Raw genomic sequence first — 25,339 nt, forward strand, 5'->3', positions numbered from 1 at the left:
GATCATGAAGAAGATAGGATTTGCTTTGTTTAGTCTGGTGTTGTGTGTGCCGGGCTATTCGCAGACATTTAGTGGTGGGGAGGGTACCGAGGCCTCTCCTTACCAGATCAAAACGGTGGCCGACCTTACCGAGCTGGCCACGGTAGTAACAGGAGGCGATAATCTGGAGGGTAAGTACCTGAGGCTGGAGAACGATATTACCTATGCCTCGATCAACAAGTTTACGGTAATCGGTACCAATACCAAGAAATTCAATGGCTGTTTTGACGGTAACGGCCATACGATATCGGGATTGGTTTTCGATGGGAATACCTACCAGGGTTTTGTGGGATATGCCGATAAAGCGGCTGTCATCAAAAACTTGAATTTGGCATCGCCTACCCTTCAGTCAACGGGTGGATATGGCGGTTGTATCGTAGGCCGCAACGACGGACTGGTGGATAATTGCCAGGTGACCGATGCCGTGATTTCGATTTCGACGGGCGGATACAAAGGTGGTATTGCCGGGCAGTCGAACGGTACCGTGCAGAACTGTTCTTTCTCGGGGAGTATCACTACCCTGCAGTCGGCTGCCGGTATCGTGGGGCAGAACTATGGAAAGATTTTCGACTGTCACTCGTCGGCTACCATTGTGTCGCAGACCGAGAGCAGCTCATCTACCCACCTGGGCGGTATTGCCGGGGTATCGTTGGCCCTCAATACCGAGCCCGAGATTGTTGATTGCTACTTTACCGGAACAATCAACGGTGGGTATCAGAATAACTGCGGTGCAATCGTAGGCTCTTCGCGGGGAACCAATCTGACGCGTTGCTGGAGTGCCGCTTATGTGTCGGGCTCGGGTGTGTCGTCGCATTGCGGTGGTATCCTGGGTACGTTGGAGTCGGGCATCATCAAGGATTGCTATTCGGCCAGTACCCTCTACAACACGACATCGGCCAATGTGGGCGGTATCGCCGGATACTGTTCTCCCAAAGATGAGACGGTCCTCGAGAACTGTCTTGTCTATGGTCCCATCTTCAACTCGATACTGTTGCGTCAGGACGGTTGCGAGATGCTGGGTGTCCTTGAGAATGGTGAGGCTACCATTACCAACTGTTTCTTCGACGAACAGGTGTCGGGTAGTGGTTCTACCACCTGGAACAAGACAACCCGGGAACTGGCGAGTGCTACCCCGCTCACCGGTTTTGATGCCGATACGTGGAGTTTTGCCGATGGTCTGTATCCCCGGTTGACCAAGTTTGCCGACCTTGAGGTGGCCACGTTGTATGCCGTGCCCATCTATTTTGCCGAAGGGGAGACCGAGTCGAAGGTACAGTCCGATTTCGTGCTGGGCACCTATCCCGGTATGGAGAGTTCTGTTTCGGAGAGCGACCTCGTCGAGGTGCAAGGCAACAATGTGCTGGTAACCCGGGGCTCGGAACAGGAAGAGATTACCGTGACCTACTATCTGGGCGAGAGCATGAAGCGCAGCCTGGTCAAGATATATCCGTCGATTTTCACGGGAGCAGGTACCGAAGCCGATCCTTATCTCATTTCGTCGGTGGCCGATTTTAACAAGTTTGTAGCGGCTACCAACGAGCAGGGCCTCTGCTTCGAGGGCGACTACTTCAAACTGACAACCGATCTCGACTTGAACTATGCGGCATTTACGCCTGTCTCTTCGGCCGACGAGACGCTGGGATTTGCCGGAATCTTCGATGGCGACAATCACACCATCAACAATTTGGCCATCGACAACCTCACCACCCGCAAGTTAAATGTCGCTTTGTTCTGGCAGGTGACGAAAGATGGCGTGATCAAGAATCTGAAAATTGCCGACAATGCCCGGTTTAGTGTATATCGTAACTTTGCTCCGTTTGTGTGCACATTGTATGGCACGGTTGACAACTGCTACAACTATGCCTCGTTCTCACCTTCGGCCGGTTTTGCAGGCGGTATTGCCTATATAGTCGAGGAGACGGGTGTCGTTAAGAACTGTTTCAACGGTGGCGATATCGTGCTTGCCGACGATGCGACCAACGGCAGTGTGGGCGGTATCGTGGGGTCGAACTACGGAACCATCGAGAACTGTCTGAATGTGGGAAATGTCGAGGCTGCCATGTCGGGCTCGGAGAATGTGGGCGGTATCGCCTACTCCAACCGGGGCACGATAAAATCGGTCATGAATATGGGCCTCGTCAAAGGGGTTGAATCGGTAGGCGGTATCGCGGGCACAAGTGCGGGAACCATCGTCTCGTCTCTGTCGGTAGCTCCGGTTGTATCGACCGGAAATTACGATGGGGTAGGAGCCGTGGCCGGCAGTGTGGATACCGACGAATTGACCGAGGTTTACTACGACAGTCAAATCGCCATTTACGAAGGCGACGCACACAGCGCTATCGGGAAGAGTACGACCGAACTGACGAATCCTCAAACCTCGCTCTTTGCCGATGAGTCGGCCTGGACCCGCGTGTCGGGGCAATATCCCGTGCTGTCGCATTTTGCTAACGAGCCTCATGTACAGTTCCTGCTCAAACCCATTGTGGTGGCCGATAATGCACTGCGTACGCAAGTCGATTCGGAAATTGTTTTGCCCTCCGACGACAATATCTCGTGGACCCTGCAGGAGGGCGACGTGTTCAATATTGTCGGGGGCAAGGTCGAGATGACTGGTTCTTCGTCGTTTGCCGAAGATGTGCTCACCGGAACTCAAGGGTCATATCGTCGGGTTCTCCCCATATCGACCCTGGGTAATTTCCTCACCGGTAAGGGTACCGAAGCCGAGCCTTATCAGATTGCCACGGCAGCCGATTTGGCAAAACTGTCGAGCGAGGTGCTCAAGTCGAACAGCTCTTACAAGGGTTGCTACTTTAAGTTTATGGCCGATATCGATATGGCTGGCAGCTCGTTCAGCCCCATCGCTCCCGAGTCGGTGGCCAAATTTGAAGGTATTGTTCTGGGAAATGGCAAGACGATAAAATCGCTTAATATCGAGGATACCGAGAATAATTATGTGGGTCTGTTTGCTCGCTTGGGTGCAGCCGCTTCGCTCGATGGGCTTACCATCGATGAGGCTTCGTCGATCAAGGGAGTGAGCTATGTAGGAGCCTTTGCCGGTTTGTGCGAGGGTACAATCGAAAATTGCCACAACCTCGCCAGCGTGGCTGCAACCAAAGGGTATGTAGGCGGTATCACGGGTTCGGCTCAAGTGGGCTCGGCCTTGCGGAATTGCGTGAACGACGGGGCCGTGTCGGGTGCCGGTAACGTGGGCGGTATCGTAGGTTCTCTCGAGGATGTCGATTTGGGTGCCCTCGAGAATAATGGTAATGTCGCCTCGACTTCGAGCTACACAGGTGGTATTGTTGGCTATGTAAACGGTTATGCCAAAGGTGTCAACTGGATTAACCGCGGCAACATCTCGGGAACCTCCGAAACGGGAGGCCTGGTGGGCTATGCCTATAAGTCTTATGAGACGGGTTGCCTCGAGCTGGAGTCGTCGTTCAATGCCGGGTATGTGACTGGTAGCAAGACCAACCTGGGCGGCTTGATTGGCAAAGGTGATGCCAACGTGATTACCAAGTGCTTCAATACGGGCGATGTGGTCAATACGGACGAGAAGGTTTCGACCTCGGCCTGCGGTGCCGCCGGGCTCGTGGGCTATGGTATCCCGCAGATTACCGATAGCTACAATGCCGGTAATGTGTCGGCCGTCAATGGCGTGGGTGGCATCGTGGCTTATCCTTCGTCGTCCTATACGGCCTTTGCCTTTACCAATGTATATTCGGCTGGCAAGGTGGTTGCTACCGGCGAAACGTCGAAAAATGTGGGTGCTATCCTGGGCAAAGCCTCTTCGAAACTGACCCTGACTCAGGTGGCCTACGATGCCGATATCAACAAGGATATCCAGGCAATAGCCGGCGACGATGCCGATGCAATGCCCATGAAGACGGCTGTTCTCGTGCAGACCAATATGGGTGATAACTGGGTTTCCTATCCCAACCACTATCCTGTGCTTGCCGGGTTTGAGACCACTCCCGAGGCCTTGGTTTACAGTGCCGCAGTGGTTCTCGGCGAGGACGACAGCTACGAGCAGGTGACCAAGAATTTTGCCGTAGGTGTGCAAGGTGGTGTTACCTGGACGGGCGACGATGTGTTTACTTTTGACAATGGGTCGGTGGCCGTGAAGGCCGGAGCCCAGGGCAGCTATACCCTCACAGCCTCGTTGGATGGCGTGGAGAAAGAGGTAACCCTGGTATTGAACGTACCCGGTGGTTCGGGTGTGGAGTCGCTCGAGGCTGGCGAAGTTTCGGCCTATGCCGTAGCAGGAGGTGTCGTATTTACGACCGCTTGTGAATATGCCGTTTACAACACGAGTGGTGCACTGGTAGCTGTGGGCGAGACTCAGGCCGATGGCGAGTTTGTAGCACTTGAGGCTGGAGTATATGTCGTACGCATCGGCGATAAGGGAACCTTGGTGAAAGTAAATTGATTGGTGAAAGTAAATTGAAATGAATGATAGATAAAAGCCCGTTGTCGATAACGGGTAGTTGACTGTAAATAGACGAGAGGAGGTCTCAAGCGAGAGACCTCCTCTTTTTTTGTCGAGCCGGATGTTATGTTTGGAGCGAACCCTATTTTAAGCCTGTAGATAATATTCGGGCTCTCGGGGCGTTTATATAATATGTAATAACGATACTTGGTTTATGCAAAATATTTATGATCTCCGGCAAAAGGGGAAGTTGATTTTTCTGTTGATATCGGTGCTGCTGGTTGGCGGGGTGCTCTATGTGTCGAACGACCTGGTCGAGGACCTCTCGATCGAGGAGCGCAAGAAGATGGAGATTTGGGCCGAGGCAACTCGCGAGTTGGCCAGTGACAAGACCGAGATGAGCATGGAGCTTATCCTGAAGGTAATCCAGAGCAACACCTCGATTCCGGCCATCCTGGTCGATGAGAATGGCGAGATAAACCAGTATGTCAACCTGAATTTGCCCGAGTCGGATCCCGAGAAATATTTGCAGCGCAAGTTGGCCCGGCTGAAGGGTAGCTCGAACGTCATCGAAATCAACCTGGGCGATAACGAAAAGCAATACCTCTATTACGACGACTCCATCTTACTGAAGCGTCTCTCGTTCTATCCCTATGTGCAGTTGGGGGTGATGGTGCTGTTTGTACTCATCGTCTATTTTGCTCTCATCAGCACCAAGAAGGCCGAGCAGAACAAAGTGTGGGTGGGATTGTCGAAGGAGACGGCACACCAGTTGGGCACCCCCATCTCGTCGCTCATGGCCTGGATGGACCTGCTGGAAGCCTCGGGGGTGGACCCGTCGTTGTTGTCCGATATGAATAAAGATGTCAAGCGTCTCTCGGTCATTGCCGAGCGCTTCTCCAAGATAGGATCGAAGCCCGAGATGGAGCTGGTCTATGTCAACGAGGTGCTCGAGAACGCCACCGAATATATGCGCCGGCGAGTCTCCAACAAGGTGCAGATAACTACCCACCTCCCCTCGGATGCCGAAGGGGCCATGGTGTGTCTGCCGCTCTTTGAATGGGTCATCGAGAACCTGTGCAAAAATGCCGTCGATGCCATGAACGGCGAGGGGCGCATCGACGTGTATATGACCTCGGAGAAGCAGCAGATCTATATCGATATCAAGGATACGGGAAAAGGGATAGCCCGCAAAAACTTCAAGACCGTTTTCAACCCCGGCTATACGACCAAGAAACGTGGCTGGGGACTGGGACTCACGCTGGCCAAGCGTATCATCGAAGAGTATCACGAGGGGCGCATCTTTGTGAAAGAGTCGGAGGTAGGCAAGGGAACCACCTTCCGCATCGAGTTGAAGCGAGTGGCGTGAAACGGGTGTGGGCCGGGAGGTCGATTCGGGTTGTTTCGGGCTGTCCGTTTCGGCGGTAACGCCCTTGTCTTTGGTCGTGAAAATTTAAATATGAAATAAAAACTCCCGAAAAAATTGACAGATAACGATTATTTTTTATACCTTTGCGCAGTTTTAACGACAAATAGCATTGGGACGTTTTAGTGCTTATAAATTACCGCTCAAAAGCATGCCGATAGGTACTCAGGATTTTGAGTATATATTGGATAATGAGTTCTTTAAGAATATCGAAGGAGAAGATGTTCAAAAAGGGAAGGTAAATGTGAAGCTGACCGTGAAGCGGACTGCGGCTTCTTTTGAATTGGACTTCGATTTGGAAGGAGTGATTCAGATTCCGTGTGATCGCTGTCTCGACGACATGGATCACGAAGTGCAAACCCACGAGACGCTCTTCGTCAAATTCGGGACAGAATACAGCGAAGAGAGCGACAATGTGGTTGTCATTCCCGAGAGCGACGGGGAGTTGAACATCGCCTGGTTCTTGTATGAATTTGTGGCGTTGACCATTCCCTTGAAGCACGTTCACCCGGCCGGGAAGTGCAATAAGACGATGAGTGCTAAGTTGCGTAAACACCGAGCCCGTGCACTCGACGAGAGCGACGAGGAGGATATCGATTCGTTTGACGATGAAGATATCGCAGATGAAATCTCCGACGAAGGCGAGGCCATGACCGACCCTCGTTGGGACGAATTGAAGAAGATGATAGATAATAATTAAATAATAGAAAAATGGCACATCCTAAAAGAAAACAATCTAAAACGAGAACAGCCAAGAGAAGAACTCACGACAAAGCAGTAGCTCCTACTTTGGCAGTTTGCCCCAACTGTGGTGCTTGGCACGTATATCACACCGTATGTGGCGAGTGTGGTTATTACAGAGGAAAATTGGCAATCGAAAAAGAGGCAGCCGTCTAAGTTTTTCGATAAAGTATGTATGGCCCTAAGCGATTTAGGGCATTTTTTTCACACACTAAGCCAATTTTATAGTTATGAACGCTAAAATAACGGGAATAGCCTCGTATGTTCCTGATTATGTGCTCACCAACGATGAGTTGTCGCATATGGTCGATACCAACGACGAGTGGATTACCACTCGTGTGGGCATTAAGGAACGTAGAATTTTGAAAGGGGAGGGAACGGGGTCTTCCGATTTGGGCGAGAAAGCCGTTGCCGAGTTGTTGCGCAAGACCGGCGTGAAACCCGAAGAGGTAGATTTGCTCATCTGTGCAACCTCCAACCCCGACTATCGTTTCCCCTCTACGGCCTCGATCGTACTGGAGAAATTGGGAATAAAGACCGCCTATGGATATGACATCCAGGCTGCTTGCGCCGGCTTTATCGTAGCCCTGCAGTCGGGTGCTGCCTATATCAAGAGTGGTTTGTACAAACATGTAATCGTGCTGGCTGCCGAGAAGATGTCGTCGATGGTCAATTACAAAGACCGTTCGACTTGTCCTCTGTTTGGCGATGCCGCTGCCTGCGTGATGCTCGAGCCCACCGACGAACCGGTAGGTATCGTGGATGCCGTGCTGCACACCGACGGTATGGGGTTGCCCCACCTGTTGATGAAGGCCGGCGGAGCCGTACATCCGGCTTCGCACGAGACGGTCGATCGCGACGAGCACTATGTATATCAAGAGGGTCGCGCCGTGTATAAACACGCCGTAACCGATATGCTCACCTCGTCGGAGAGCGTGATGAACCGCAACGGTCTCACGGTCGATACGATCGATTACTTCATCCCGCACCAAGCCAATCTGCGCATCATCGAGGCTATCGCCGACCGCATGAAGTTGCCCGCAGAGAAGCTGCTGGTCAACATCCAGAAGTACGGAAACACGAGCGCAGCCTCCATCCCCTTGTGCATGGCCGAGTTTGAAAACAAATTCAAGACCGGCGACAAGCTGGTACTCACGGCCTTCGGTGCCGGGTTTACCTGGGGAGCTCTCTACCTCGTGTGGGGATACGACGCAAAATAAACGTGTTGAGAATAAGACAAAGACGCATCTTTTGTTGCAAAAGATGCGTCTTTTCTTGTCTTTGAACAAAAGCAGCCTGCGGTTGTTCGTCAGGTAGAATATTTTCACTACCTTTGGAGAAAATAGAATCTCCGATATATTGTCTTGCAGATTAACCGAATGGAACTATGCATAAAGCCGGTTTTGTAAATATTGTAGGAAATCCCAATGTGGGTAAATCTACACTGATGAATTCGTTGGTGGGAGAGCGCATCTCGATTATCACGTCGAAGGCCCAGACCACCCGTCACCGCATCATGGGTATCGTGAATACCGACGATATGCAAATCGTCTATTCCGACACGCCCGGGGTGCTCGTGCCCAACTACAAGTTGCAGGAGTCGATGCTCAACTTCTCGCAATCGGCGCTGGTCGATGCCGACATTCTGCTCTATGTGACCGATGTGGTGGAGACCCCCACCAAGAACCAGTCGTTTCTCGACAAGGTGGCTCAGGAGACGGTACCCGTGCTGGTCGTAATCAACAAAATAGACCTGTTGCAGGGTCAGGAGGCGCTCGAGTCGCTTGTAGAGGAGTGGAAACAACTGCTGCCGAAGGCCGAGGTGATACCCGTTTCGGCCCAATACAAATTCAATCTCGACTATCTGTTGAAGCGCATCCAGGAGCTGTTGCCCCCGTCGCCTCCCTTCTTCGACAAAGACGCCCTCACCGACAAGCCGGCCCGTTTCTTTGTGACCGAGATTATCAGAGAGAAGATTCTGCTCACCTACGACAAGGAGATACCCTATGCCTGCGAGGTGGCTGTCGAGCAATTCAAAGAGGAGGAGGGCCGCATACACATCATGGCGGTCATCTATGTCGAGCGCGATTCCCAAAAAGGCATCGTGATAGGCAAGGGCGGCTCGGCCTTGAAAAAGGTAGGCATGCTGGCCCGCAAAGACATAGAGGCATTTTTCGACAAGAAAGTATTTCTCGAGCTATATGTCAAGGTCGAGAAAGACTGGCGTAGCCGAGAGAATAAACTGAAAGGATTTGGGTATATGCCCGAGTAAACCCCCGAAGGGGCTGTGACAGCCTCGAAAAAAGAAAGAGAATTATGGGAAATATCGTAGCAATCGTAGGTCGCCCCAACGTAGGGAAATCGACCCTGTTTAACCGCCTGACGCAAACTCGCAAGGCCATCGTTAACGAAGAGGCCGGTACGACCCGCGACCGCCAGTACGGCAAGGTCGAGTGGTGCGGACAGGAGTTCTCCATTATCGACACCGGTGGATGGGTCGTTAATTCGGAAGATATTTTTGAGGAAGAGATCAACAAGCAGGTGGCTCTGGCTATTGAAGAGGCCGATGTCATCTTGTTTATGGTCGATGTCAAAACCGGTGCCGTGGATCTCGACGACCATGTGGCTGCCATCTTGCGCCGGTCGTCCAAACCGGTCATTCTGGTAGCCAACAAGGCCGATTCGAACGAGTGGCAGTACAATGCCGCCGAGTTCTATTCGTTCGGTCTGGGCGATCCCTTCTGTGTGTCGGCTGCCAGTGGTTCGGGCACGGGCGATCTGCTTGACGAAATCTTGAAACGCTTTACCAAGAAGTCGGAGCCCGAAATTGAAGAGAATATACCCCGCTTTGCCGTTGTGGGCCGACCCAATGCCGGCAAGTCGTCGATTATCAACGCCTTCATCGGTGAGGAGCGCTACATCGTGACCGATATCGCCGGCACCACCCGCGACTCTATCTATACCCGTTACGACAAGTTCGGTTTCGACTTCTACTTGGTCGATACCGCCGGTATCCGCAAGAAGGGCAAGGTGACCGAGGATCTCGAGTATTACTCGGTTATCCGGTCGATACGGGCCATCGAGGCTTCCGACGTCTGCATCCTCATGATCGATGCCACCCGGGGTATCGAGGGGCAAGACCTCAATATCTTCTCCCTGATACAGAAAAACAAAAAAGGTCTGGTGGTGTGTGTCAACAAGTGGGACCTGGTCGAGGACAAGTCGAACAAGGCGATACAGACCTTCGAGAATGCCATACGGGCACGCCTTGCGCCGTTTGTCGATTTCCCCATCGTCTATGCCTCGGCTCTGACCAAGCAACGCATCTTCAAGGTGCTCGAGAGTGCCGTGCAGGTCTATAAGAACCGCCAGCGCAAGATACCCACCTCGAAGCTCAACGAAGTGATGCTCAGTGCTATCGAGAACTATCCGCCCCCTGCACACAAGGGCAAGTATGTGAAGATAAAATATGTGACCATGTTGCGCGAGACCTATGTGCCCACGTTTGTCTTTTTCTGCAACCTGCCCCAGTGGGTGAAGGACCCCTACAAGCGTTATCTCGAGAACAAGATTCGCGAAACGTGGAACTTCAGCGGAACCCCCATCAATATCTTCATGCGTGAGAAATAACGAAAAGAACAATACTGTCTGTTTCAATGGCCGGCAAAAGTTGTCTATATTTGTAGAAACCTCGTCGGCGACGGTGTCGGGGCGGGGATAACCTTTTAATCCTTATGACCGTGAAGATGATTCAACCCCCCTTTTTAATTCCCGGCGACGGACTCGCTATTGTTTCGCCGGCCAGTATCATTAACCCCGATTATGTAAAAGGTGCCGTCAAGCGGCTCGAGAGTTGGCCGTTGGGCGTTTCGGTATCGCCGCACTGTCTGGGAAAGTCGGGAGCCTATGCGGGTACCATCGACGAGCGCATCGACGACTTTCGTCAAGCCCTATATACCCCCGAGGTGAAAGCCATTCTGTGTAGCCGGGGCGGTTATGGCTGCGTGCATCTGCTCGACCAGCTGGCCGACGACGTGGCTCACAACCCCAAGTGGATAATCGGGTTCAGCGATATCTCGGCCCTGCACGCCTTGTGTGTGAGTCGGGGCATCATGTCGCTGCACGCTCCCATGTGCAAACACCTTACGGCCGAACCGGCCGACGATCGCTGCACACAGTATCTGCGGCAGATTCTCTTCGGCGAGTTGCCTCATTATCACGAAAAGACTCACCCGCTGAACCGTTGCGGCGAAGCCCGGGCTATGCTGGTGGGCGGCAATATGGCCGTGCTTTGCGGGCTGATAGGGACCCCCTACGATGTCTTCCGCCCGGGCACGGTGCTCTTTATCGAAGATATTGCCGAGCCCCCCTACAAGATCGAGCGCATGCTCTACCAGTTGAAACTCTCGGGGCGGCTTGCTTCGCTGGCCGGGCTGATTGTGGGGCGCTTTACCGAGTACACCGAGAACCCGGGATTGGGCGGTACGCTCTATGAACTCATCTCGCAGATGGTCGAGGAGTATGACTACCCGGTATGCTTCGATTTCCCCGTAGGCCATGTCCCCGACAATCTGCCTCTCATCGAGGGGGCCGAGGTGACGTTTGCGGTAGGAAAACAGTCGGTGGAGCTCTCTTTTTGTATAAAATAGGCGGGATATTTGTGAGTTTTTGTCAGAATGATTACTTTTGAACATGATGAAAACGTTAAACCGTCAACTGGGGTATTTGATTCTGATTACAGGTCTGGTAGCCTGTTCTGCCAAGTCGGGAAAGAGTAACGAGGAGAAGACGGCCGACACGGTGTCGGTCGAGGTGCCCGCGTTCAATGCCGACAGTGCCTATGCCTATGTCGAACGCCAGGTCGAGTTTGGATACCGGGTACCCAACACGCCGGCCCATCGGGCCACGGCCGACTATCTGGCGGCCGAGCTGGCCCGCCACGGAGCCTCGGTCGAGGTACAGGAGGGCACCGTTACCGCCTACGACGGTACCGAACTTTCGATTCGCAACATCATCGGGTCGTTCTCGCCCGAGAAGAAAAATCGCATTTTGCTTTTTGCCCACTGGGATACCCGTCCCTATGCCGACAATGACGCCGACAAGAGCAAGCATCGCCAGCCCATAGCCGGGGCCGACGACGGTGCGAGCGGGGTGGGAGTGCTGCTCGAGATAGCCCGTCAGCTGGGACAGAAGTTGCCCGCTACGGGAGTCGATATCGCCTTCTTCGATGCCGAAGATTACGGAGCTCCCTACTGGAGCCACTCGAGCGACGAGGATACCTGGGCTTTGGGTACACAATATTGGACCCGCCGTCCGCACAAGCCCGGTTATCGGGCCCGTTTCGGTATCCTGCTCGATATGGTGGGAGGCTCGGGAGCCCGTTTCTGTCGCGAAATGTTTTCGGAGTACTACGCCTCGGGCATTGTGAAACAGGTGTGGGAGACCGCTGCCCGGTTGGGGTATGGCAACTATTTTGTGGACGAGAAGGGGGGCTATGTGACCGACGATCATGTGTATGTGAACCGGTATGGCATACCCAGTATCGACATCATTGCCTGCTCGAGCGAAACGGCCACGGGGTTCCCGCCCTACTGGCACACGGTGGACGACACGATGAAGAATATCGACCCCGCTACACTGAAGGCTGTGGGCCAAACCGTGCTGACGGTCATTTATGAAGAGTGATTTTAAAACCTACCTAATATGAAAAGTATCGACGAAATACAAGACGAGATTATAGACGAGTTCTCGGTCTTCGACGACTGGATGGATAAATATGCTTTACTTATCGAATTGGGCAACAGTCTGCCCCCGATTGAAGAGAAATACAAAACCAACGAGAATCTGATTGAAGGTTGCCAAAGCCGGGTGTGGCTGCAAGCCGACTATCGCGACGGTCGCATCTATTTCGAGGCCGAGAGCGATGCCATCATTGTGAAGGGCATTGTGTCGCTGCTGGTGCGGGTGCTCTCGGGGCGTACCCCCGACGAGATTCTCAACGCCAACCTCTACTTCATTGAGCGGATAGGCCTCACCGAACACTTGTCGCCCACACGTTCCAACGGGCTGCTGGCCATGGTCAAGCAGATGCGCATGTATGCATTGGCCTTTAAAGTGAAATCGGAAAACTGAGAAACCAGAGAATATTTATGAACAACTAACCCTAATATCTATGTTTGAATCTTTGAAAAGTTTTTGGCAAACCAACCAATCGCTGGCGATTTTGTTTGCCGTGTTGATTGTAGTAATCCCATTTTTGGTATTCTACATCGTAAAAGCAAGAAAAGAGCACCCCAAGGGGCTTATTGCTGCCGCTCTTGCCAATATGGGAGAACGTTTTGGCTACTATATCATGAATGCGGTACTGTTGCTTTTCTTGTGCTCTAAATTCGGTATCAGCGACGATGCGGCCGGTTGGATCTATGCCGTATTCTATTTCTTGATATATGTGCTGAGTCTGCCGGGTGGCATGATTGCCGACAGAACTCAAAAATACAAAGGGACTATTATTTCAGGTTTGCTGGTGATGGCGTTGGGTTACGGCCTGTTGTCTATACCTGTCTTTGCCGAAACGACAGGCACAATCTCGTGGGTGCTTGTATTCACTTGCGTGGCGTTGTTGTTTATCGCGTTTGGTAATGGGTTGTTCAAAGGCAACTTGCAGGCGATTGTAGGTCAGATGTATGACAACTTCGAGGCCGAGGCCGCCAAGAAAGGTCCGGATGCGTTGGCTGCCGCCAAGTCGAAACGCGACTCGGGCTTCCAGATTTTCTATGTCTTTATCAACATCGGAGGTGTGATTGCACCATTCGTGGCTCCTCTTTTGAGAGAGTTCTGGTTGAAGGCGCATCACCTTGCATACAATTCCGATCTGCCCCGTTTGTGCCACATGTTCAACGATAACGCAGGTGCGATGCCGGCTACCGATATGGCCAACTTGGTGGAACTTTCGAGTAAAGTGGGTCACACAGGTGCCGTGGACGCTGCGTTCTGTAATCAATATCTGGAGGTTTTCAACACGGGAGTCCATTTCTCTTTTATCGCTTCGGTGGTAGCCATGCTCATTTCGCTTGCCATATTCTTGGTTGTGAAGAACAAGCTTCCCAATCCGGCCAAGAAAGAAAAGAAAGCCGTTGAGGTGACGCAGGAAGAAAGAAATGCCGACGCAAAAGAAATCAAACAAAGATTGTATGCGCTGTTTGCAGTGCTTGGCGTGGCCGTATTCTTCTGGTTCTCGTTCCATCAGAACGGGCAATCCTTGTCGGTTTTCGCCCGCGACTTCGTGGCTACCGATTCTGTGGCTCCCGAAATCTGGCAATGTATCAATCCGTTCTTCGTAATTGTGCTGACCCCGATTATTATGTGGCTGTTTGGCGCTTTGGCGGCGAGAGGACGCAAAATATCTACACCCCGCAAGATTGCGATAGGTATGTTTATCACGGCTTGTGCCTACATCTTCTTGATGATTGTGGCTGTGGCCAATAATTATCCTTCGGGAACCGAGTTCAAGAGTTTGAGCGACGCTGCAAAACTGGCGATGAAGTCAAGTCCGTATGTTTTGATTCTGACCTATTTCTTCTTGACTGTGGCAGAGTTGTTTATTTCTCCTCTTGGACTTTCGTTCGTGTCGAAGGTTGCTCCCAAACATCTTCAAGGTATATGCCAGGGACTTTGGTTGACGGCGACCGCTATCGGCAACTTGTTCATTGCGCTTGGTGTGACAATGCTGAACGAGTTTCCGCAGCAATGGATGTGCTGGGCGGTATTCGCAGGATTCTGCCTGATATCGATGGGCGTGATGCTGGGTATGCTCAAATGGCTGGAGCGGGTGGCCGAATAGGGCGCTGCTCATAGCACCATATAACAGAAGGCCCCCGGGACTACTCCCGGGGGCCTTCTGTCGTGTTATGCATTCTTGCGCATTCTGAATTTCAGGGGGGATATCCCGTTTTTCTTGACAAAGAATTTGCCGAATACCGACTGGTCCGAGAAGCCCAGTTGCGAGGCAATCTCTTTGATGTCGAGATCGGTGCAGTCGAGCAGACGGCGGGCGTCGGCGCTGATGAGTTCCGAGATGTGGAATCGCACGGTTTTGCCCGTTGTTTTTTTGACAATTCGCGAGAGATAGGCGGTCGAGATGTTCAGCTCGTCGGCATAGAAGCCTATGTCGTGGTGCTGCTTGTAGTTGTCCATCAACAGTTTTCTGAATCGGCGGAATATCTCGCCCGACCGTTTTATATAGGTGGGCATGTGCCGGTTGCTTTGCCCGAAGGAATCGGCCACTTGCAATAGCAGTAGGCTGCACAAGTGCCTGGCGATGCCGTTCATGTAGAGCTTGAAGCCTTTGAGCTCGCTGGTAAAGAGGGCAAAGGTTTGCAGCAGATAACGGCTCTTCTCGGGTTTGAGAGAGAGGAGAGGCAGGCGGTCGCTACGGATAAACTCGGAGAGTTGGTTATAGAGGGGTTGGCCGCCGGGCAGACTGTCGAAGTACTCGGGCACGAGGTAAATCGCAGCAAATTCAAAGTCGGTGCTCATCTCGTGTAGTGTAGCTGTGAGGCTTGGGGTGAAGATGACCAGCTCCTCTTTCTTCAGTCGGTAACAGCGATGGGTGTCGGAGAGTAAGGCTGTTCCATTTTTGACGAAAATAAAAAAGAATCCTTTGGCTATGGTTATCGTGTCGAGGCTCGAAAAACCCGCTCCATCGCCGTAGGAACCCGCATTAGGTATCTTGTACAAGATCTCGAGAAGCGCAATATTCATGCTCCGTTTTTTCTTTCAAAGGTAAGAATTGTTTCGTTTTTAACCAAGGTTGGTTTTTCTTTTATGAGTGGGAATCCAAAAAATGGAGAGAACTTTGCACCGGTTTTTAAAAGGTATTATAAAATTATGATGAATGTTTATTTGTTGAGGCGTTATTTGTTGTTTGTCGTTTCTCTGTTTGTCAACGCCTTGGGTATCGATTTCATTACGAAAGCTTTGTTGGGAACCTCACCCATTACCAGTGTCAATTATGTGTTGAGTCTGTTTACTCCGCTCACGATGGGGCAGTGGACGATTATTGTTAATATTCTGTTTCTGTTATTTGAATTGCCGTTTATGACACGCGAATCGCTTAAGGAAGAGATGCGTCCCTATATCATGCAGATACCTATTTCGCTCGGGTTCGGTATCTTTATCGACTGGGCCATGAATATGCTGTTTTGGGTTGCTCCTGTTAATCTTGTGCAGCAGTTGGTCTATCTCTTCATCGGGTGCTGTGTGTTGGCCGTGGGGATAGCCCTCGAGATGAAGGTGAATGTGGCCATGACGGCCGGCGAGTTCTTTGTCAAGACGATTGCCCAGCGGTTGAGCCGCCCCTTTGGTTCTGTGAAGTTAGGCTTTGATGTGTCGCTGGTGTTGATGGCTTGTGCCATGTCGTTTATCTTCTCCTCGACCATTACCGGTGTAGGGTTGGGGACTGTGGTTTCGGCTTTGCTGGTAGGGCCTATCGTGCATGTGGTGAGCCCCTTCTACCGTGTGCTCGACCGGTGGTTGCTTTCGCCCGCAGCTTGACCCGAAAATTAGAAAATAGAGAGTTGCCGCTCGAGCAACTGAAACGATAGCCTGTGATAAGGCGAAGGCCCGTATTGAGCAATGGCAGCTCGATGAGCTTTGGTGGGATACCCCTTGTTTGACTTCCAGTCATACATGGGGTATTTTTCGTGCAGCTCGTTCATGTAATCGTCGCGGTAGGTTTTGGCCAGCACCGAAGCTGCTGCGATGGCTTCGTATTTGCCGTCGCCCTTTACCACGCAGGTGTGGGCGATGCCGGGATAGGGCTTGAAGCGGTTGCCGTCGATGAGCAGGTGCTGCGGGACGACCCGTAGTTGCTCTATGGCCCGGTGCATGGCCAGGAACGAGGCATTGAGTATGTTGATGCGATCGATTTCCTGGGGAGAGACAATGCCTACGGCCCAGGCCAGAGCCGACTCTTCGATGAGGGGGCGCAGGGCGTAGCGTTGTTTCTCGGTGAGTTGTTTCGAGTCGTTGAGCAGTTCGTTGCGGAAGTCGGGCGGCAATACGACGGCCGCCGCATAAACGGCACCGGCCAGACAGCCGCGACCTGCCTCGTCGCAGCCGGCTTCGACCACTCCGCTATTCATGTAGGGCAACAGCATAATTTCCCGTTCTCCTTATTTGCCTAACTGGCGGATGGCCCCGGTTTGGGGATAGAAGGTGGCGCAGGTGGGGTTTTTCTTGTCGGTAAAGAGCGAGGGGTCGAGCCCGAAGATGACGCCAAACTGGGCCACGGGGACCTCGCCTTTGAAGAGCGTTTTCTTGCCGTCGGTGAGGGTTACCTCGGCCTTGCCGGGAATGGCATAGGGTACGGCGTTTTTGGGCATCTTCTTCACGTTGCCCTTGTTATCGACGGGGAGTTGCCCCTCCTCGGTAATCTTCAGGGTGAGGTATATGGGGGCTCCGCTCAGGTTGTCGGCATCAACCACGCCATAGAGGTCGGAGATGCGGAACACCACCTCGTTGGTGGTCTCTTCGACGGGCACATAGTCGATGTGTTTCACTACCGTCTCGGTCTGGGTCGTACCCATGAACAGAGCCGTGAGGGCAGCCTCCTGCTCGTCGAGTTGTTGAATGACGAGCTTGAACGATTCCCCGTCGGCCGGCAGTTCGTCCACTTCGCCGGTGACCAGGTCCAGACGGCTTTCGCGTATGCGGTAAAGCTGTTTGGCGGCTACCTCGGCCATCTTGGCGGTCGAGGCCGACATGAGCAACTCTTCGGAGAGAACTTTGGCATAGGCCTTATCGTCGAGGGGCGATTTCTTTTTGGCCTTGGGAGCCGCGGGTTCGATGGTATCGAGCACGGGTTCGGTGTTGATCGAAAGCAAAAGCCCGTTTTCGTCGAGCACGATATAGCCCTCGCTGCCCGACTTAAACTGCATGAGGTATTGCTCCTCGGGATCGGGCAGGCCGTAGGGGATGGCCTTTACCGAAGCGATGCTCCACTCTTCGGAGTCTTGTGTGATGGCTCCCGGTATGCCCAGGTATTTCTCGGCATACTGGCAGTAGGGGCCCGCTTTACGGATGGTCTTTGTGGCTACGACCTCGAGGTCGAGGTGTGTTTTGGGCAAAGAGAATATGAGGCCATACTCGTTGTGCTTTTCGGCGGTGAGTCTTTTGGTCTCTTGGGCGAATCCCAGGCTCGTGGTGAGGAGCAGGCAGAGGGATAAGAGGGCGTATTTCATAAGTCTTGTGTTGGTTTTACGGGGTTAAAACGGCAAATCGATTCCCGGATCTTGGCTTGTAGTTCCCGGTTCCATTTGCTTGATTTATGCAAAGATATAAAATGTTTTGACATTCTGTTACATTCGTGTGGCTTTTATCTGCTTGAACGCCTTTCCCAAATGGGCTACGATATCACCGGCGGTGACATACTCTTCGCCCTCTTCCTGGGAGGCCAGGTCGCCGGCGGTACCGTGCAGGAACACGCCTATGATGGCTGCCTCTTCGGGGGGATAGCCTTGGGCCAGCAGGGAGCCGATGATGCCGGTGAGCACATCGCCGCTGCCGGCGGTAGCCATGCCGGGATTGCCCGTCGAGTTGAAATGTACCGAACCGTCGGGCAGGGCGATGGCGGTGTGAGCCCCCTTCAAGACAACGATAATGTCGTATTTGGTGGCTACGTGGGTGATGCATTTCAATCGGTCGGCATCGCTGTTCATGGGGCCGAACATGCGTTCCAGCTCGTGAATGTGGGGGGTGAGTATGGTGCGCGAGGGCAGGTATCGCAGGATGCTCTGCTCCTGGGCTATGCAGTTCAGGGCATCGGCATCGAGCACGAGAGGTTGTTTTATCTCTTTGAGCAGGTGCAAGAGGGCGGCTATGGAAGTCTCGTTGCAACCCATGCCGGGCCCTACGGCCAAAGCCGTGTAACGGGGATTGGCCGGAATCTCCTCGATGTGTTCCTCTCCCTTGTCGGGCGAGAATATCGCTTCGGGTACGGCGGTTTGCAGGATGAGGTTGGCGCAGCGTGGAGCGTGCACCGATACCAGTCCGGCACCACTGTGCAGGGCCGCCTTGGATGCGAGTATGGCTGCCCCCATCATGCTGTACTGACCGGCAGCCAGCAGCAGGTGGCCATAGTCGCGCTTGTCGGAGAATTTGGCACGGGAGTGGAGCCGGGTAGCCACGTCGGTGACGGTCGTCAGGTAGTAGCCGGTTTCGGTCTCGGCGATAGCCCGGGGGTGCAGTGCAATGTCGAGCACCTTGACCTGGCCGGTATATTTTGTATTCTCGGCAAAGAAGAAGGCCAGTTTGGGAGTCTGGAGGGTGAGCGTCAGGTGTGCTTTGACCACCCGGTCGGGAGAGGCGTCGGGATTCCATTCTCCAAACAATCCCGAGGGGATATCGATGGAGATGACGAAGGCCTCGGTTTCGTTGATATAGCGGACCAGCGAGGCAAAGCCACCTGTGAGAGGTTCGCGCAGTCCGGCACCGAAGAGGCCATCGATGATTACATCGTCGGGCTCTATGACCGGGGGAGTAAACTGATTGGTAATTTCAAAAAAATCGGTCGTGCCGGTATTCTTCAGCCGGTCGCGATTCTTGGCACAGTCGGCCGACAAGTGGTGGCTGGGCGAGGTGTTGAACAGATATACGATGGGGCGATAACCCAAATCGATGAGCAGCCGGGCGGTAGCCAGGGCGTCGCCACCGTTGTTGCCTGGCCCGGCAAAGATATAGATGTGGCGTTCGGGCGATACGATTTTACTTATCTCTTGGGTAATCGCCTCGGCGGCCCGTTCCATCAGGCCGATGGAGGTAATGGGTTCATATTCTGTGGTAAGCTGGTCGAGCAGCTTGATCGATGGGGTAGTGAACAGTTTCATGTCGATATATGCTTTTTTCTCCCGGCTATGCTCCCGGGGAGGAGTCATACAAAAGTAAAAAGAAAAACGCAGAACGTGAAATATTTTGTAGGGTGGGGATGCGGCCAAGAATCGAATTCTGTAAAAATATAGGCCTTCGTTGTCGGAGTTTTTACGATTTGTTATAACTTTGTGCAACATTCAGAATAATGCCAATGGACACAAAGATTCAGATTAAAGACCGTTTTTTCACTCCTTATATTTCGAGAGATGAGATTGCGGCGGCTGTGGGTCGTATAGCTTCGAAGATGAACGAAGACCTGGCCGGGAAGAACCCTCTTTTTTTATGTGTATTGAACGGCGCATTTGTTTTTGCGGCCGATCTCTTTCGCGAAATTAAGGTCGATTCCGAGATTTCGTTTATCCGTATGAAATCGTACGAGGGTATGCACTCGACGGGCGAAGTGAAGCAAGTCTATGGCTTGCAGCAAGATATCTCGGGGCGCACGGTGGTCGTGGTCGAAGACATTGTCGATACGGGTTTCACGATACAACAGCTGCTCAAGCAACTCAACGCTCACAATCCCAAGGAGATAAAAGTGGCTACGTTGCTCTTCAAGCCCGAGTCGCTCAAGTGCGATGTGAAGCCCGATTATGTGGCTCTCGAGATACCCCCTGCCTTTATTGTGGGATATGGACTCGATTATGATGAGCAGGGACGCAATCTGAAAGATATTTATGTTGTTGCCGAAGATTGAACAAACACAAGGTTGAATAGGATAATATAAGGTAAAATGTTGAATGTAGTTATTTTTGGAGCTCCGGGTTCGGGAAAAGGAACTCAGAGCGAGAAGCTCATCGCAGAGTATGGCTTGTACCATATTTCGACGGGTGATGTATTGCGCGAGCAAATTGCCAAGGGTACCGAACTGGGTAAGACGGCCGATTCGTATATCTCGAAGGGCCAGCTCATCCCCGACGAACTGATGGTCGATATCTTGGCTCATGTGCTCGATTCGCACGAGGAGAGCAAGAAGGGTGTGATCTTCGACGGATTCCCCCGTACCATAGCCCAGGCCGAGGCTTTGAACCGCATGCTGGCCGAGCGTAACGCTCAGGTCGATGTCGTGTTGGGACTTGAGGTCGAGGAGCAGGAGCTGATTGATCGTCTGTTGAAACGTGGACAGGTTTCGGGCCGTAGCGACGATAATTTGGAGACTATCCAGAAACGTCTCGATGTGTATCATAACCAGACTCGCCCTCTCAAAGACTTCTATCAGAAGGAGAACAAATATCGGGCTATCCCCGGCATGGGCAGCATCGACGATATTTTTGAGAACATCAAACAGGTTGTCTCCAATTTGTAAACCAGAATATCCAGATAGAGAAAAGGAGTACCCCACGGGGATACTCCTTTTTTTGTTCTTTCTCCAGATGTCTCACTCTTTATCAGTTTGGGATAAACAAGAGGGCGACCTGATATAGGTCGCCCTCTTTTGCGCGGTGTGTTTTGGAGATTATTTGATCACTTTGAATGTTTTGACAGTCTGTCCCGAGGTTACACAGATGAGGTAGAGCCCTCTGGCGGCAGGTTGGAACGACACCGAGTCCTGAGCGCCGTCTATACGGTCGATGAGGTTGCCCGTAGCGTTGAAGAGTTCGACAGTACAGTTGTTCAGCGAGCCCAATACCACTTGCAGTGCACCTCCATTTTGAGCCACGAAGCAGGCGTTGCCTTCGAGTTGCTCGATGCCCGACTGAACCTTGCCGGTGAAGTGAAGAACGATTTTCTGGTTCTGGTAGCCGTCGGTATTCTCAACGATACCGGCCGGGATGGTCACATAGTAATCTTCGCCACTCTCCAGGGTAATAGGTTGAACTCCCTCTTGATACTCGTCAGAGGGGAATACATTTACTGTCTTACCACTGGCAAAGGCCATCCATCCGCCCTCGTTCACGACGGGTTCGCCATAGAGTTCCTGACCTTTCACGACTGTCACTTCGGGGAATTGTTGCAGAAGCGAGATGTTGTCGGCAAAGGTAATCTCGAGCGTGCCGAGCGTTTCGAGCTCCGAGTCGTTGGCGGGGAGTACGCTTTCGTAAGTGAGGACTCCGGTTGCCGATTCTACGATGTTGTCGAACTGGTAACCCCACTCACTGTTTTCATAGTCGCTCTTGCAGCCTTTGGGCACATACACGGTCACTTGTGAGGCTTCAAGGTTGCCGAAGGGGTGGTCGAAGCCCTCGTAATAATTCAAGACGGCAGGAGTGGCACCCAGACAGAAAACCTCGGTGAGAGCCGTACAACCGTTAAACGCATATGCTTCGATAGATCGGATGCCCGAGGGAATCGTGATTGATTTCAATGTAGTGCATTGGGCAAAGGTCCCTTCATACACGTTGGTCATGTTTTCGGGGAGTATGAGTGTAGTCAGTTGGGTCTTGGCAAAAGCCTGGTTGCCTATCAGCACAAGCGATGTCGGGAAGTTGATTTCGGCCAGTGCCGACTGGGAGAAGGCGTTGTCGTCGAAGGCGCGCATCCCCTCGGGTACGACCACCTTTTGCAGGTTGGAGTGGGCAAATGCCCCTTCGCCTACACCCAGACAGCCGTTGGCAATGGTATATTTGGTAGCTTCGGCTTTTGTAGGATAGGCCATGAGCACTTTACCGTCGGCCGAGTAGAGCACCCCGTTTATGGCTTGGCACACGGTGTTGCCGGACTCTACTTCAAAGGCGGTGACGCCATTGTATGAGAAGGCGGCATCTCCAATTTCCGATACACCGGCCGGAATGTTTACCGAGGCGAGCGACGAGTTATCGAGAAAAGCATATTCGCCTATCGACTTGAGACTGGCCGGAAGGTTGATTTCGGAGAGTTTGCTACATTCACGGAAAGCCCCTTCGTTCAACGTCTCTACACCTTCGCCCAAGGTTACCCGAGTGAGGTTGGGACAGAGCTGGAAGGCATTGTCGCCAATCGTTTTGCAGCTGCCGGGAATATTGATTTCGGTAAGGGCGGTCTTGTAGAAAGCTCCGCTGCCTATCGAAGTGTAGTCGCTGGCGAAGGTGATTGAGGTGAGCGCCTGGTCGTTAAAGAAACAGCTTTGGGGAATTTCGGTCACTCCGGCAGGAATAGAGAGTGAGGTCAGTTTGCTGTTCGAAGCCAGGGCATAAGCTCCCAGTGAGGTAAGGTTTTCAGACAGGACTACCTCTTCCAAATCGTAGTTGTAGTAGATGGCATTGTCTTTTAAGGAGGTTACGGTATTGGGCATCTCGATTTTGCGAATGTCCGACAGCCATTGGAAAGCATACTGCTCGAGTGAGGTTACTGTGTAGTCTTTCCCTTCATAAGCAACGGTTGCAGGAATGACGACTTCGGTTACCGGGGATTCGTTCTGTTCGTAATTTTCATTGAATCCCGATACTCCTACCGTATTCTCACTGGTAACAGTGTATTGGATTCTGTTTGCCTCGAATGTTGTAGATTCTGCGGCTTGGGCCTGAAACGTGCAAAGTGCCGTAATGGCAGCAAAAAAGGTAACAAATTTCTTCATAGTTATTTTGTTTTGGTGTTATTTATGCAAAGGTATATGTTTTTATGAGATATGAAAATGTATGCATAAAATCTTTATTAAAAAGCGTTACTGTGAATTTTTATTTATTTTTTTTATTGTTGTAGCTGCTTGTCGCATGGGAAAGCTTCATCTCGTTTGCCTCTGCACTCACCTTTCACTATCTTTTCAGAAGACAGGATTCGGTTCGGTATAGCCAAACTTGAAAAACAAGTTTTCTCGTTTGCCTCTGCACTCACCTTTCACTATCTTTGCAACGTGATATATGGATGAAAATAAAAAACAGAGATAAAATATGGCAGAGTCGAATTTTGTAGATTATGTGAAGATACTTTGTCGTTCGGGCAAAGGAGGCGCCGGAGCCATGCACTTGTATCGGGCCAAGTATGTACCCAAGGGCGGACCCGATGGGGGTGACGGAGGTCGTGGCGGAAACATCTATTTGCGGGCCAACCGCAATTTGTGGACTCTGCTGCACTTGAAATACTCGCGTCACGTCTTTGCCGGCAACGGTGCGCCCGGCGGGGCCAACCGCAGTTTTGGCAAGGATGGCGAGGATAAAACCATCGAGGTGCCTTGCGGTACGGCGGTGTTCGATGCCGACACGGGCGAGTATTTGTGCGAGGTGACTCAAGACGGCGAGGAGCTTGTGCTCTTGAAAGGCGGTCGGGGCGGATTGGGCAACTGGCATTTCAAGTCGGCGACCAACCAGACTCCCCGGTATGCCCAGCCTGGCGAACCGGCTATCGAGCGCACGGTGATTCTCGAATTGAAACTCTTGGCCGATGTGGGTCTGGTGGGTTTTCCCAACGCCGGTAAATCGACTCTGCTCTCTACCATATCGGCAGCCCGTCCCAAGATTGCCGACTATCCCTTTACGACGCTCGAGCCCAACTTGGGAATTGTCTCTTATCGCGACAACCGTTCGTTTGTGATGGCCGATATTCCCGGTATTATCGAGGGGGCCAGCGAGGGGAAAGGTTTGGGCCTGCGCTTCCTCCGCCATGTCGAGCGTAATGCCGTGTTGCTGTTCATGGTACCGGCCGATGCCGACAGTATTCGGGGTGAATATGAAATTTTGTTGCGCGAGCTGACTGCTTTTAATCCCGACTTGCAGGACAAGCAACGGGTGTTGGCCGTGACCAAATGCGATATGCTCGACGATGAATTGATCGAGGCGTTGAAGAGTGACCTGCCCGATATTCCCACCGTCTTTATCTCGTCGGTGACGGGGCAGGGTATCACCGAGTTGAAAGACCTCTTGTGGAGCCAACTCAACGACGAGGCCAACCGGGTGATGACCATGACTCACCGCAACCTCGATGCCCGTCACCGGGTAGCCGAGGAGGACAATTTCGATACGAGTGTCGGGCTCGACGATGAGGCCGACGACTTGGCTGATGGCGATAACTTCGACGAAGAGGATTGGTAATGATTCTGCACGAGACCGATACATTCAGGTGGTACTCCTTCGCCTTGTTCGATGCGCTGCCGGGGGTGGTTTCCTTTGTGACTACGCGCGGTGCTGCGGTGGCGGGTAATCCTTTCTCGGCCGATAACCTGGGCGAATATACCGACGATGACCCCGGCCGGGTAGCGGCCAACCGACAGCGTTTGCACCTGGCCTTGGGCTTTGATCGACTGGCGGCACCCCATCAGGTGCATGGCACCGGGGTGGCTGTCGTTACCGACGACTGGTTGGATGCTCCCGCAGCCGTATGGCACGAGCGTCTCGAGGGCGTTGATGCTGTTGCGACCCACTGTCCCGGGGTGGCCGTAGCTGTCTCTACGGCCGATTGTGTCCCCGTTTTGCTGTTCGATCCCGAGAGCCGCGCCTGCGCTGCTGTCCATGCCGGATGGCGGGGTATGGCTGCTCACATCATTCGAGCCTCGGTCGAGGCCATGCAGGCTCGTTATGGCACACAACCCGCTCGGTTGTATGCCGCCGTGGGACCGTCGATAGGTCCCGACCGTTTCGAGGTGGGCGATGAGGTTGTTGAGACATTCCTTGCGGCCGGATTCGACGAGTCGGCCGTTGTTCGGCGCTATCCGTCGCAACGGCCCCATATCGACCTGTGGGCTGCAGCTGTCGAAGAGCTCACCGCCTGTGGCGTGGAGCTGGAACATATCGAGGTGGCCGGACTCTGCACCCGGGAGCACAGCGACGAGTTTTTCTCGGCACGGGCCTTGGGCGTTCGTTCGGGCCGTTTTCTCACGGGAGTGTATTGTCGTCCTCTTGACTAAGCCATGCACTCTCATCCCTTTATTC

The 25,339-nt window shown here is 52.6% G+C and carries 21 protein-coding genes; 16 read left to right on the plus strand and 5 right to left on the minus strand.

Annotated features, from left to right (window positions below):
• The first annotated feature begins 4 nt into the window (after positions 1–4).
• The 11 genes from B5G10_RS07965 (at position 5) to B5G10_RS08015 (ending at position 14,475) form a co-directional block, all read left to right on the plus strand.
• The gene (locus B5G10_RS07965) at positions 5–4,468 is read left to right on the plus strand and encodes a hypothetical protein (protein ID WP_087424208.1); all 4,464 of its coding nucleotides are present in this window, start codon (positions 5–7) and stop codon (positions 4,466–4,468) included.
• A 214-nt stretch (positions 4,469–4,682) separates the two neighbouring features.
• The gene (locus B5G10_RS07970) at positions 4,683–5,837 is read left to right on the plus strand and encodes an ATP-binding protein (RefSeq protein WP_087424209.1); all 1,155 of its coding nucleotides are present in this window, start codon (positions 4,683–4,685) and stop codon (positions 5,835–5,837) included.
• Between the two features lie 169 nt (positions 5,838–6,006).
• Complete coding sequence (locus B5G10_RS07975) at positions 6,007–6,594, plus strand: DUF177 domain-containing protein (protein ID WP_087424210.1); 588 nt, start codon at positions 6,007–6,009, stop codon at positions 6,592–6,594.
• Between the two features lie 11 nt (positions 6,595–6,605).
• The gene (gene rpmF, locus B5G10_RS07980) at positions 6,606–6,791 is read left to right on the plus strand and encodes a 50S ribosomal protein L32 (protein ID WP_008861440.1); all 186 of its coding nucleotides are present in this window, start codon (positions 6,606–6,608) and stop codon (positions 6,789–6,791) included.
• 74 nt (positions 6,792–6,865) lie between these two features.
• Entirely contained in the window at positions 6,866–7,855 is a 990-nt protein-coding gene (locus B5G10_RS07985) for a beta-ketoacyl-ACP synthase III (RefSeq protein ID WP_087424211.1), read from the plus strand.
• 167 nt (positions 7,856–8,022) lie between these two features.
• Positions 8,023–8,907: a GTPase Era gene (era, locus tag B5G10_RS07990; protein WP_087424212.1), complete on the plus strand. Its 885-nt coding sequence runs from the start codon at positions 8,023–8,025 to the stop codon at positions 8,905–8,907.
• 44 nt (positions 8,908–8,951) lie between these two features.
• Positions 8,952–10,265, plus strand: coding sequence for a ribosome biogenesis GTPase Der (gene der, locus B5G10_RS07995; protein WP_087424213.1), 1,314 nt, complete (start codon positions 8,952–8,954; stop codon positions 10,263–10,265).
• 104 nt (positions 10,266–10,369) lie between these two features.
• On the plus strand, positions 10,370–11,284 hold the full coding sequence (locus B5G10_RS08000) for an LD-carboxypeptidase (RefSeq protein ID WP_087424214.1): 915 nt from the start codon (positions 10,370–10,372) through the stop codon (positions 11,282–11,284).
• A 46-nt stretch (positions 11,285–11,330) separates the two neighbouring features.
• Positions 11,331–12,320, plus strand: coding sequence for a M28 family peptidase (locus B5G10_RS08005; protein WP_087424259.1), 990 nt, complete (start codon positions 11,331–11,333; stop codon positions 12,318–12,320).
• 18 nt (positions 12,321–12,338) lie between these two features.
• A complete protein-coding gene (locus tag B5G10_RS08010; RefSeq protein WP_087424215.1) occupies positions 12,339–12,767 on the plus strand; it encodes a SufE family protein in 429 nt (142 codons plus the stop codon).
• Between the two features lie 40 nt (positions 12,768–12,807).
• Entirely contained in the window at positions 12,808–14,475 is a 1,668-nt protein-coding gene (locus B5G10_RS08015) for a peptide MFS transporter (RefSeq protein ID WP_087424216.1), read from the plus strand.
• A gap of 65 nt (positions 14,476–14,540) precedes the next feature.
• Here the strand turns inward: B5G10_RS08015 and B5G10_RS08020 are convergent, their stop codons facing one another.
• Complete coding sequence (locus B5G10_RS08020) at positions 14,541–15,395, minus strand: helix-turn-helix domain-containing protein (RefSeq protein WP_087424217.1); 855 nt, start codon at positions 15,393–15,395, stop codon at positions 14,541–14,543.
• Between the two features lie 126 nt (positions 15,396–15,521).
• Here B5G10_RS08020 and B5G10_RS08025 point away from each other — a divergent pair, with 126 nt between their 5' ends.
• Complete coding sequence (locus tag B5G10_RS08025) at positions 15,522–16,187, plus strand: DUF6198 family protein (protein ID WP_087424218.1); 666 nt, start codon at positions 15,522–15,524, stop codon at positions 16,185–16,187.
• 8 nt (positions 16,188–16,195) lie between these two features.
• On the opposite strand, the gene B5G10_RS08030 is transcribed toward B5G10_RS08025, so the two are convergent.
• From B5G10_RS08030 to B5G10_RS08040, 3 genes are all read right to left on the minus strand, one after another.
• Positions 16,196–16,792, minus strand: a complete 597-nt coding sequence (locus B5G10_RS08030) for a ribonuclease HII (protein ID WP_087424219.1) — start codon at positions 16,790–16,792, stop codon at positions 16,196–16,198.
• 15 nt (positions 16,793–16,807) lie between these two features.
• Complete coding sequence (locus B5G10_RS08035; RefSeq protein ID WP_087424220.1) at positions 16,808–17,875, minus strand: DUF4831 family protein; 1,068 nt, start codon at positions 17,873–17,875, stop codon at positions 16,808–16,810.
• Between the two features lie 117 nt (positions 17,876–17,992).
• Entirely contained in the window at positions 17,993–19,519 is a 1,527-nt protein-coding gene (locus tag B5G10_RS08040; protein ID WP_087424221.1) for an NAD(P)H-hydrate dehydratase, read from the minus strand.
• A 194-nt stretch (positions 19,520–19,713) separates the two neighbouring features.
• Here B5G10_RS08040 and hpt point away from each other — a divergent pair, with 194 nt between their 5' ends.
• Positions 19,714–20,256: a hypoxanthine phosphoribosyltransferase gene (hpt, locus tag B5G10_RS08045; RefSeq protein ID WP_087424222.1), complete on the plus strand. Its 543-nt coding sequence runs from the start codon at positions 19,714–19,716 to the stop codon at positions 20,254–20,256.
• A gap of 36 nt (positions 20,257–20,292) precedes the next feature.
• Entirely contained in the window at positions 20,293–20,865 is a 573-nt protein-coding gene (locus B5G10_RS08050) for an adenylate kinase (RefSeq protein WP_087424223.1), read from the plus strand.
• Positions 20,866–21,015: 150 nt separating this feature from the next.
• Here the strand turns inward: B5G10_RS08050 and B5G10_RS08055 are convergent, their stop codons facing one another.
• The gene (locus B5G10_RS08055; protein ID WP_087424224.1) at positions 21,016–23,052 is read right to left on the minus strand and encodes a leucine-rich repeat protein; all 2,037 of its coding nucleotides are present in this window, start codon (positions 23,050–23,052) and stop codon (positions 21,016–21,018) included.
• Positions 23,053–23,365: 313 nt separating this feature from the next.
• Here B5G10_RS08055 and obgE point away from each other — a divergent pair, with 313 nt between their 5' ends.
• Together obgE and pgeF are read left to right on the plus strand one after the other, a co-directional pair.
• Positions 23,366–24,502 (plus strand): GTPase ObgE, encoded by a 1,137-nt coding sequence (obgE, locus tag B5G10_RS08060; RefSeq protein ID WP_087424225.1) that lies wholly within the window; start codon positions 23,366–23,368, stop codon positions 24,500–24,502.
• On the plus strand, positions 24,502–25,314 hold the full coding sequence (gene pgeF, locus B5G10_RS08065; RefSeq protein WP_087424226.1) for a peptidoglycan editing factor PgeF: 813 nt from the start codon (positions 24,502–24,504) through the stop codon (positions 25,312–25,314). The genes obgE and pgeF overlap by 1 nt, the downstream gene beginning before the upstream one ends.
• Positions 25,315–25,339 lie beyond the last annotated feature (25 nt).

Origin of the sequence: Barnesiella sp. An55 (assembly GCF_002161555.1) — a bacterium.
Lineage (GTDB): Bacteria > Bacteroidota > Bacteroidia > Bacteroidales > Barnesiellaceae > Barnesiella > Barnesiella merdipullorum.

Bases quoted from the DNA above. Each gene is read 5' to 3' on its own strand.
- B5G10_RS07965 (WP_087424208.1), top strand. From the start codon at position 5: ATGAAGAAGATAGGATTTGCTTTGTTTAGTCTGGTGTTGTGTGTGCCG.
- B5G10_RS07970 (WP_087424209.1), top strand. From the start codon at position 4,683: ATGCAAAATATTTATGATCTCCGGCAAAAGGGGAAGTTGATTTTTCTG.
- rpmF (WP_008861440.1), top strand. From the start codon at position 6,606: ATGGCACATCCTAAAAGAAAACAATCTAAAACGAGAACAGCCAAGAGA.
- B5G10_RS07985 (WP_087424211.1), top strand. From the start codon at position 6,866: ATGAACGCTAAAATAACGGGAATAGCCTCGTATGTTCCTGATTATGTG.
- era (WP_087424212.1), top strand. From the start codon at position 8,023: ATGCATAAAGCCGGTTTTGTAAATATTGTAGGAAATCCCAATGTGGGT.
- der (WP_087424213.1), top strand. From the start codon at position 8,952: ATGGGAAATATCGTAGCAATCGTAGGTCGCCCCAACGTAGGGAAATCG.
- B5G10_RS08000 (WP_087424214.1), top strand. From the start codon at position 10,370: ATGACCGTGAAGATGATTCAACCCCCCTTTTTAATTCCCGGCGACGGA.
- B5G10_RS08005 (WP_087424259.1), top strand. From the start codon at position 11,331: ATGAAAACGTTAAACCGTCAACTGGGGTATTTGATTCTGATTACAGGT.
- B5G10_RS08010 (WP_087424215.1), top strand. From the start codon at position 12,339: ATGAAAAGTATCGACGAAATACAAGACGAGATTATAGACGAGTTCTCG.
- B5G10_RS08015 (WP_087424216.1), top strand. From the start codon at position 12,808: ATGTTTGAATCTTTGAAAAGTTTTTGGCAAACCAACCAATCGCTGGCG.
- B5G10_RS08020 (WP_087424217.1), bottom strand. From the start codon at position 15,395: ATGAATATTGCGCTTCTCGAGATCTTGTACAAGATACCTAATGCGGGT.
- B5G10_RS08025 (WP_087424218.1), top strand. From the start codon at position 15,522: ATGATGAATGTTTATTTGTTGAGGCGTTATTTGTTGTTTGTCGTTTCT.
- B5G10_RS08030 (WP_087424219.1), bottom strand. From the start codon at position 16,792: ATGCTGTTGCCCTACATGAATAGCGGAGTGGTCGAAGCCGGCTGCGAC.
- B5G10_RS08035 (WP_087424220.1), bottom strand. From the start codon at position 17,875: ATGAAATACGCCCTCTTATCCCTCTGCCTGCTCCTCACCACGAGCCTG.
- B5G10_RS08040 (WP_087424221.1), bottom strand. From the start codon at position 19,519: ATGAAACTGTTCACTACCCCATCGATCAAGCTGCTCGACCAGCTTACC.
- hpt (WP_087424222.1), top strand. From the start codon at position 19,714: ATGGACACAAAGATTCAGATTAAAGACCGTTTTTTCACTCCTTATATT.
- B5G10_RS08050 (WP_087424223.1), top strand. From the start codon at position 20,293: ATGTTGAATGTAGTTATTTTTGGAGCTCCGGGTTCGGGAAAAGGAACT.
- B5G10_RS08055 (WP_087424224.1), bottom strand. From the start codon at position 23,052: ATGAAGAAATTTGTTACCTTTTTTGCTGCCATTACGGCACTTTGCACG.
- obgE (WP_087424225.1), top strand. From the start codon at position 23,366: ATGGCAGAGTCGAATTTTGTAGATTATGTGAAGATACTTTGTCGTTCG.
- pgeF (WP_087424226.1), top strand. From the start codon at position 24,502: ATGATTCTGCACGAGACCGATACATTCAGGTGGTACTCCTTCGCCTTG.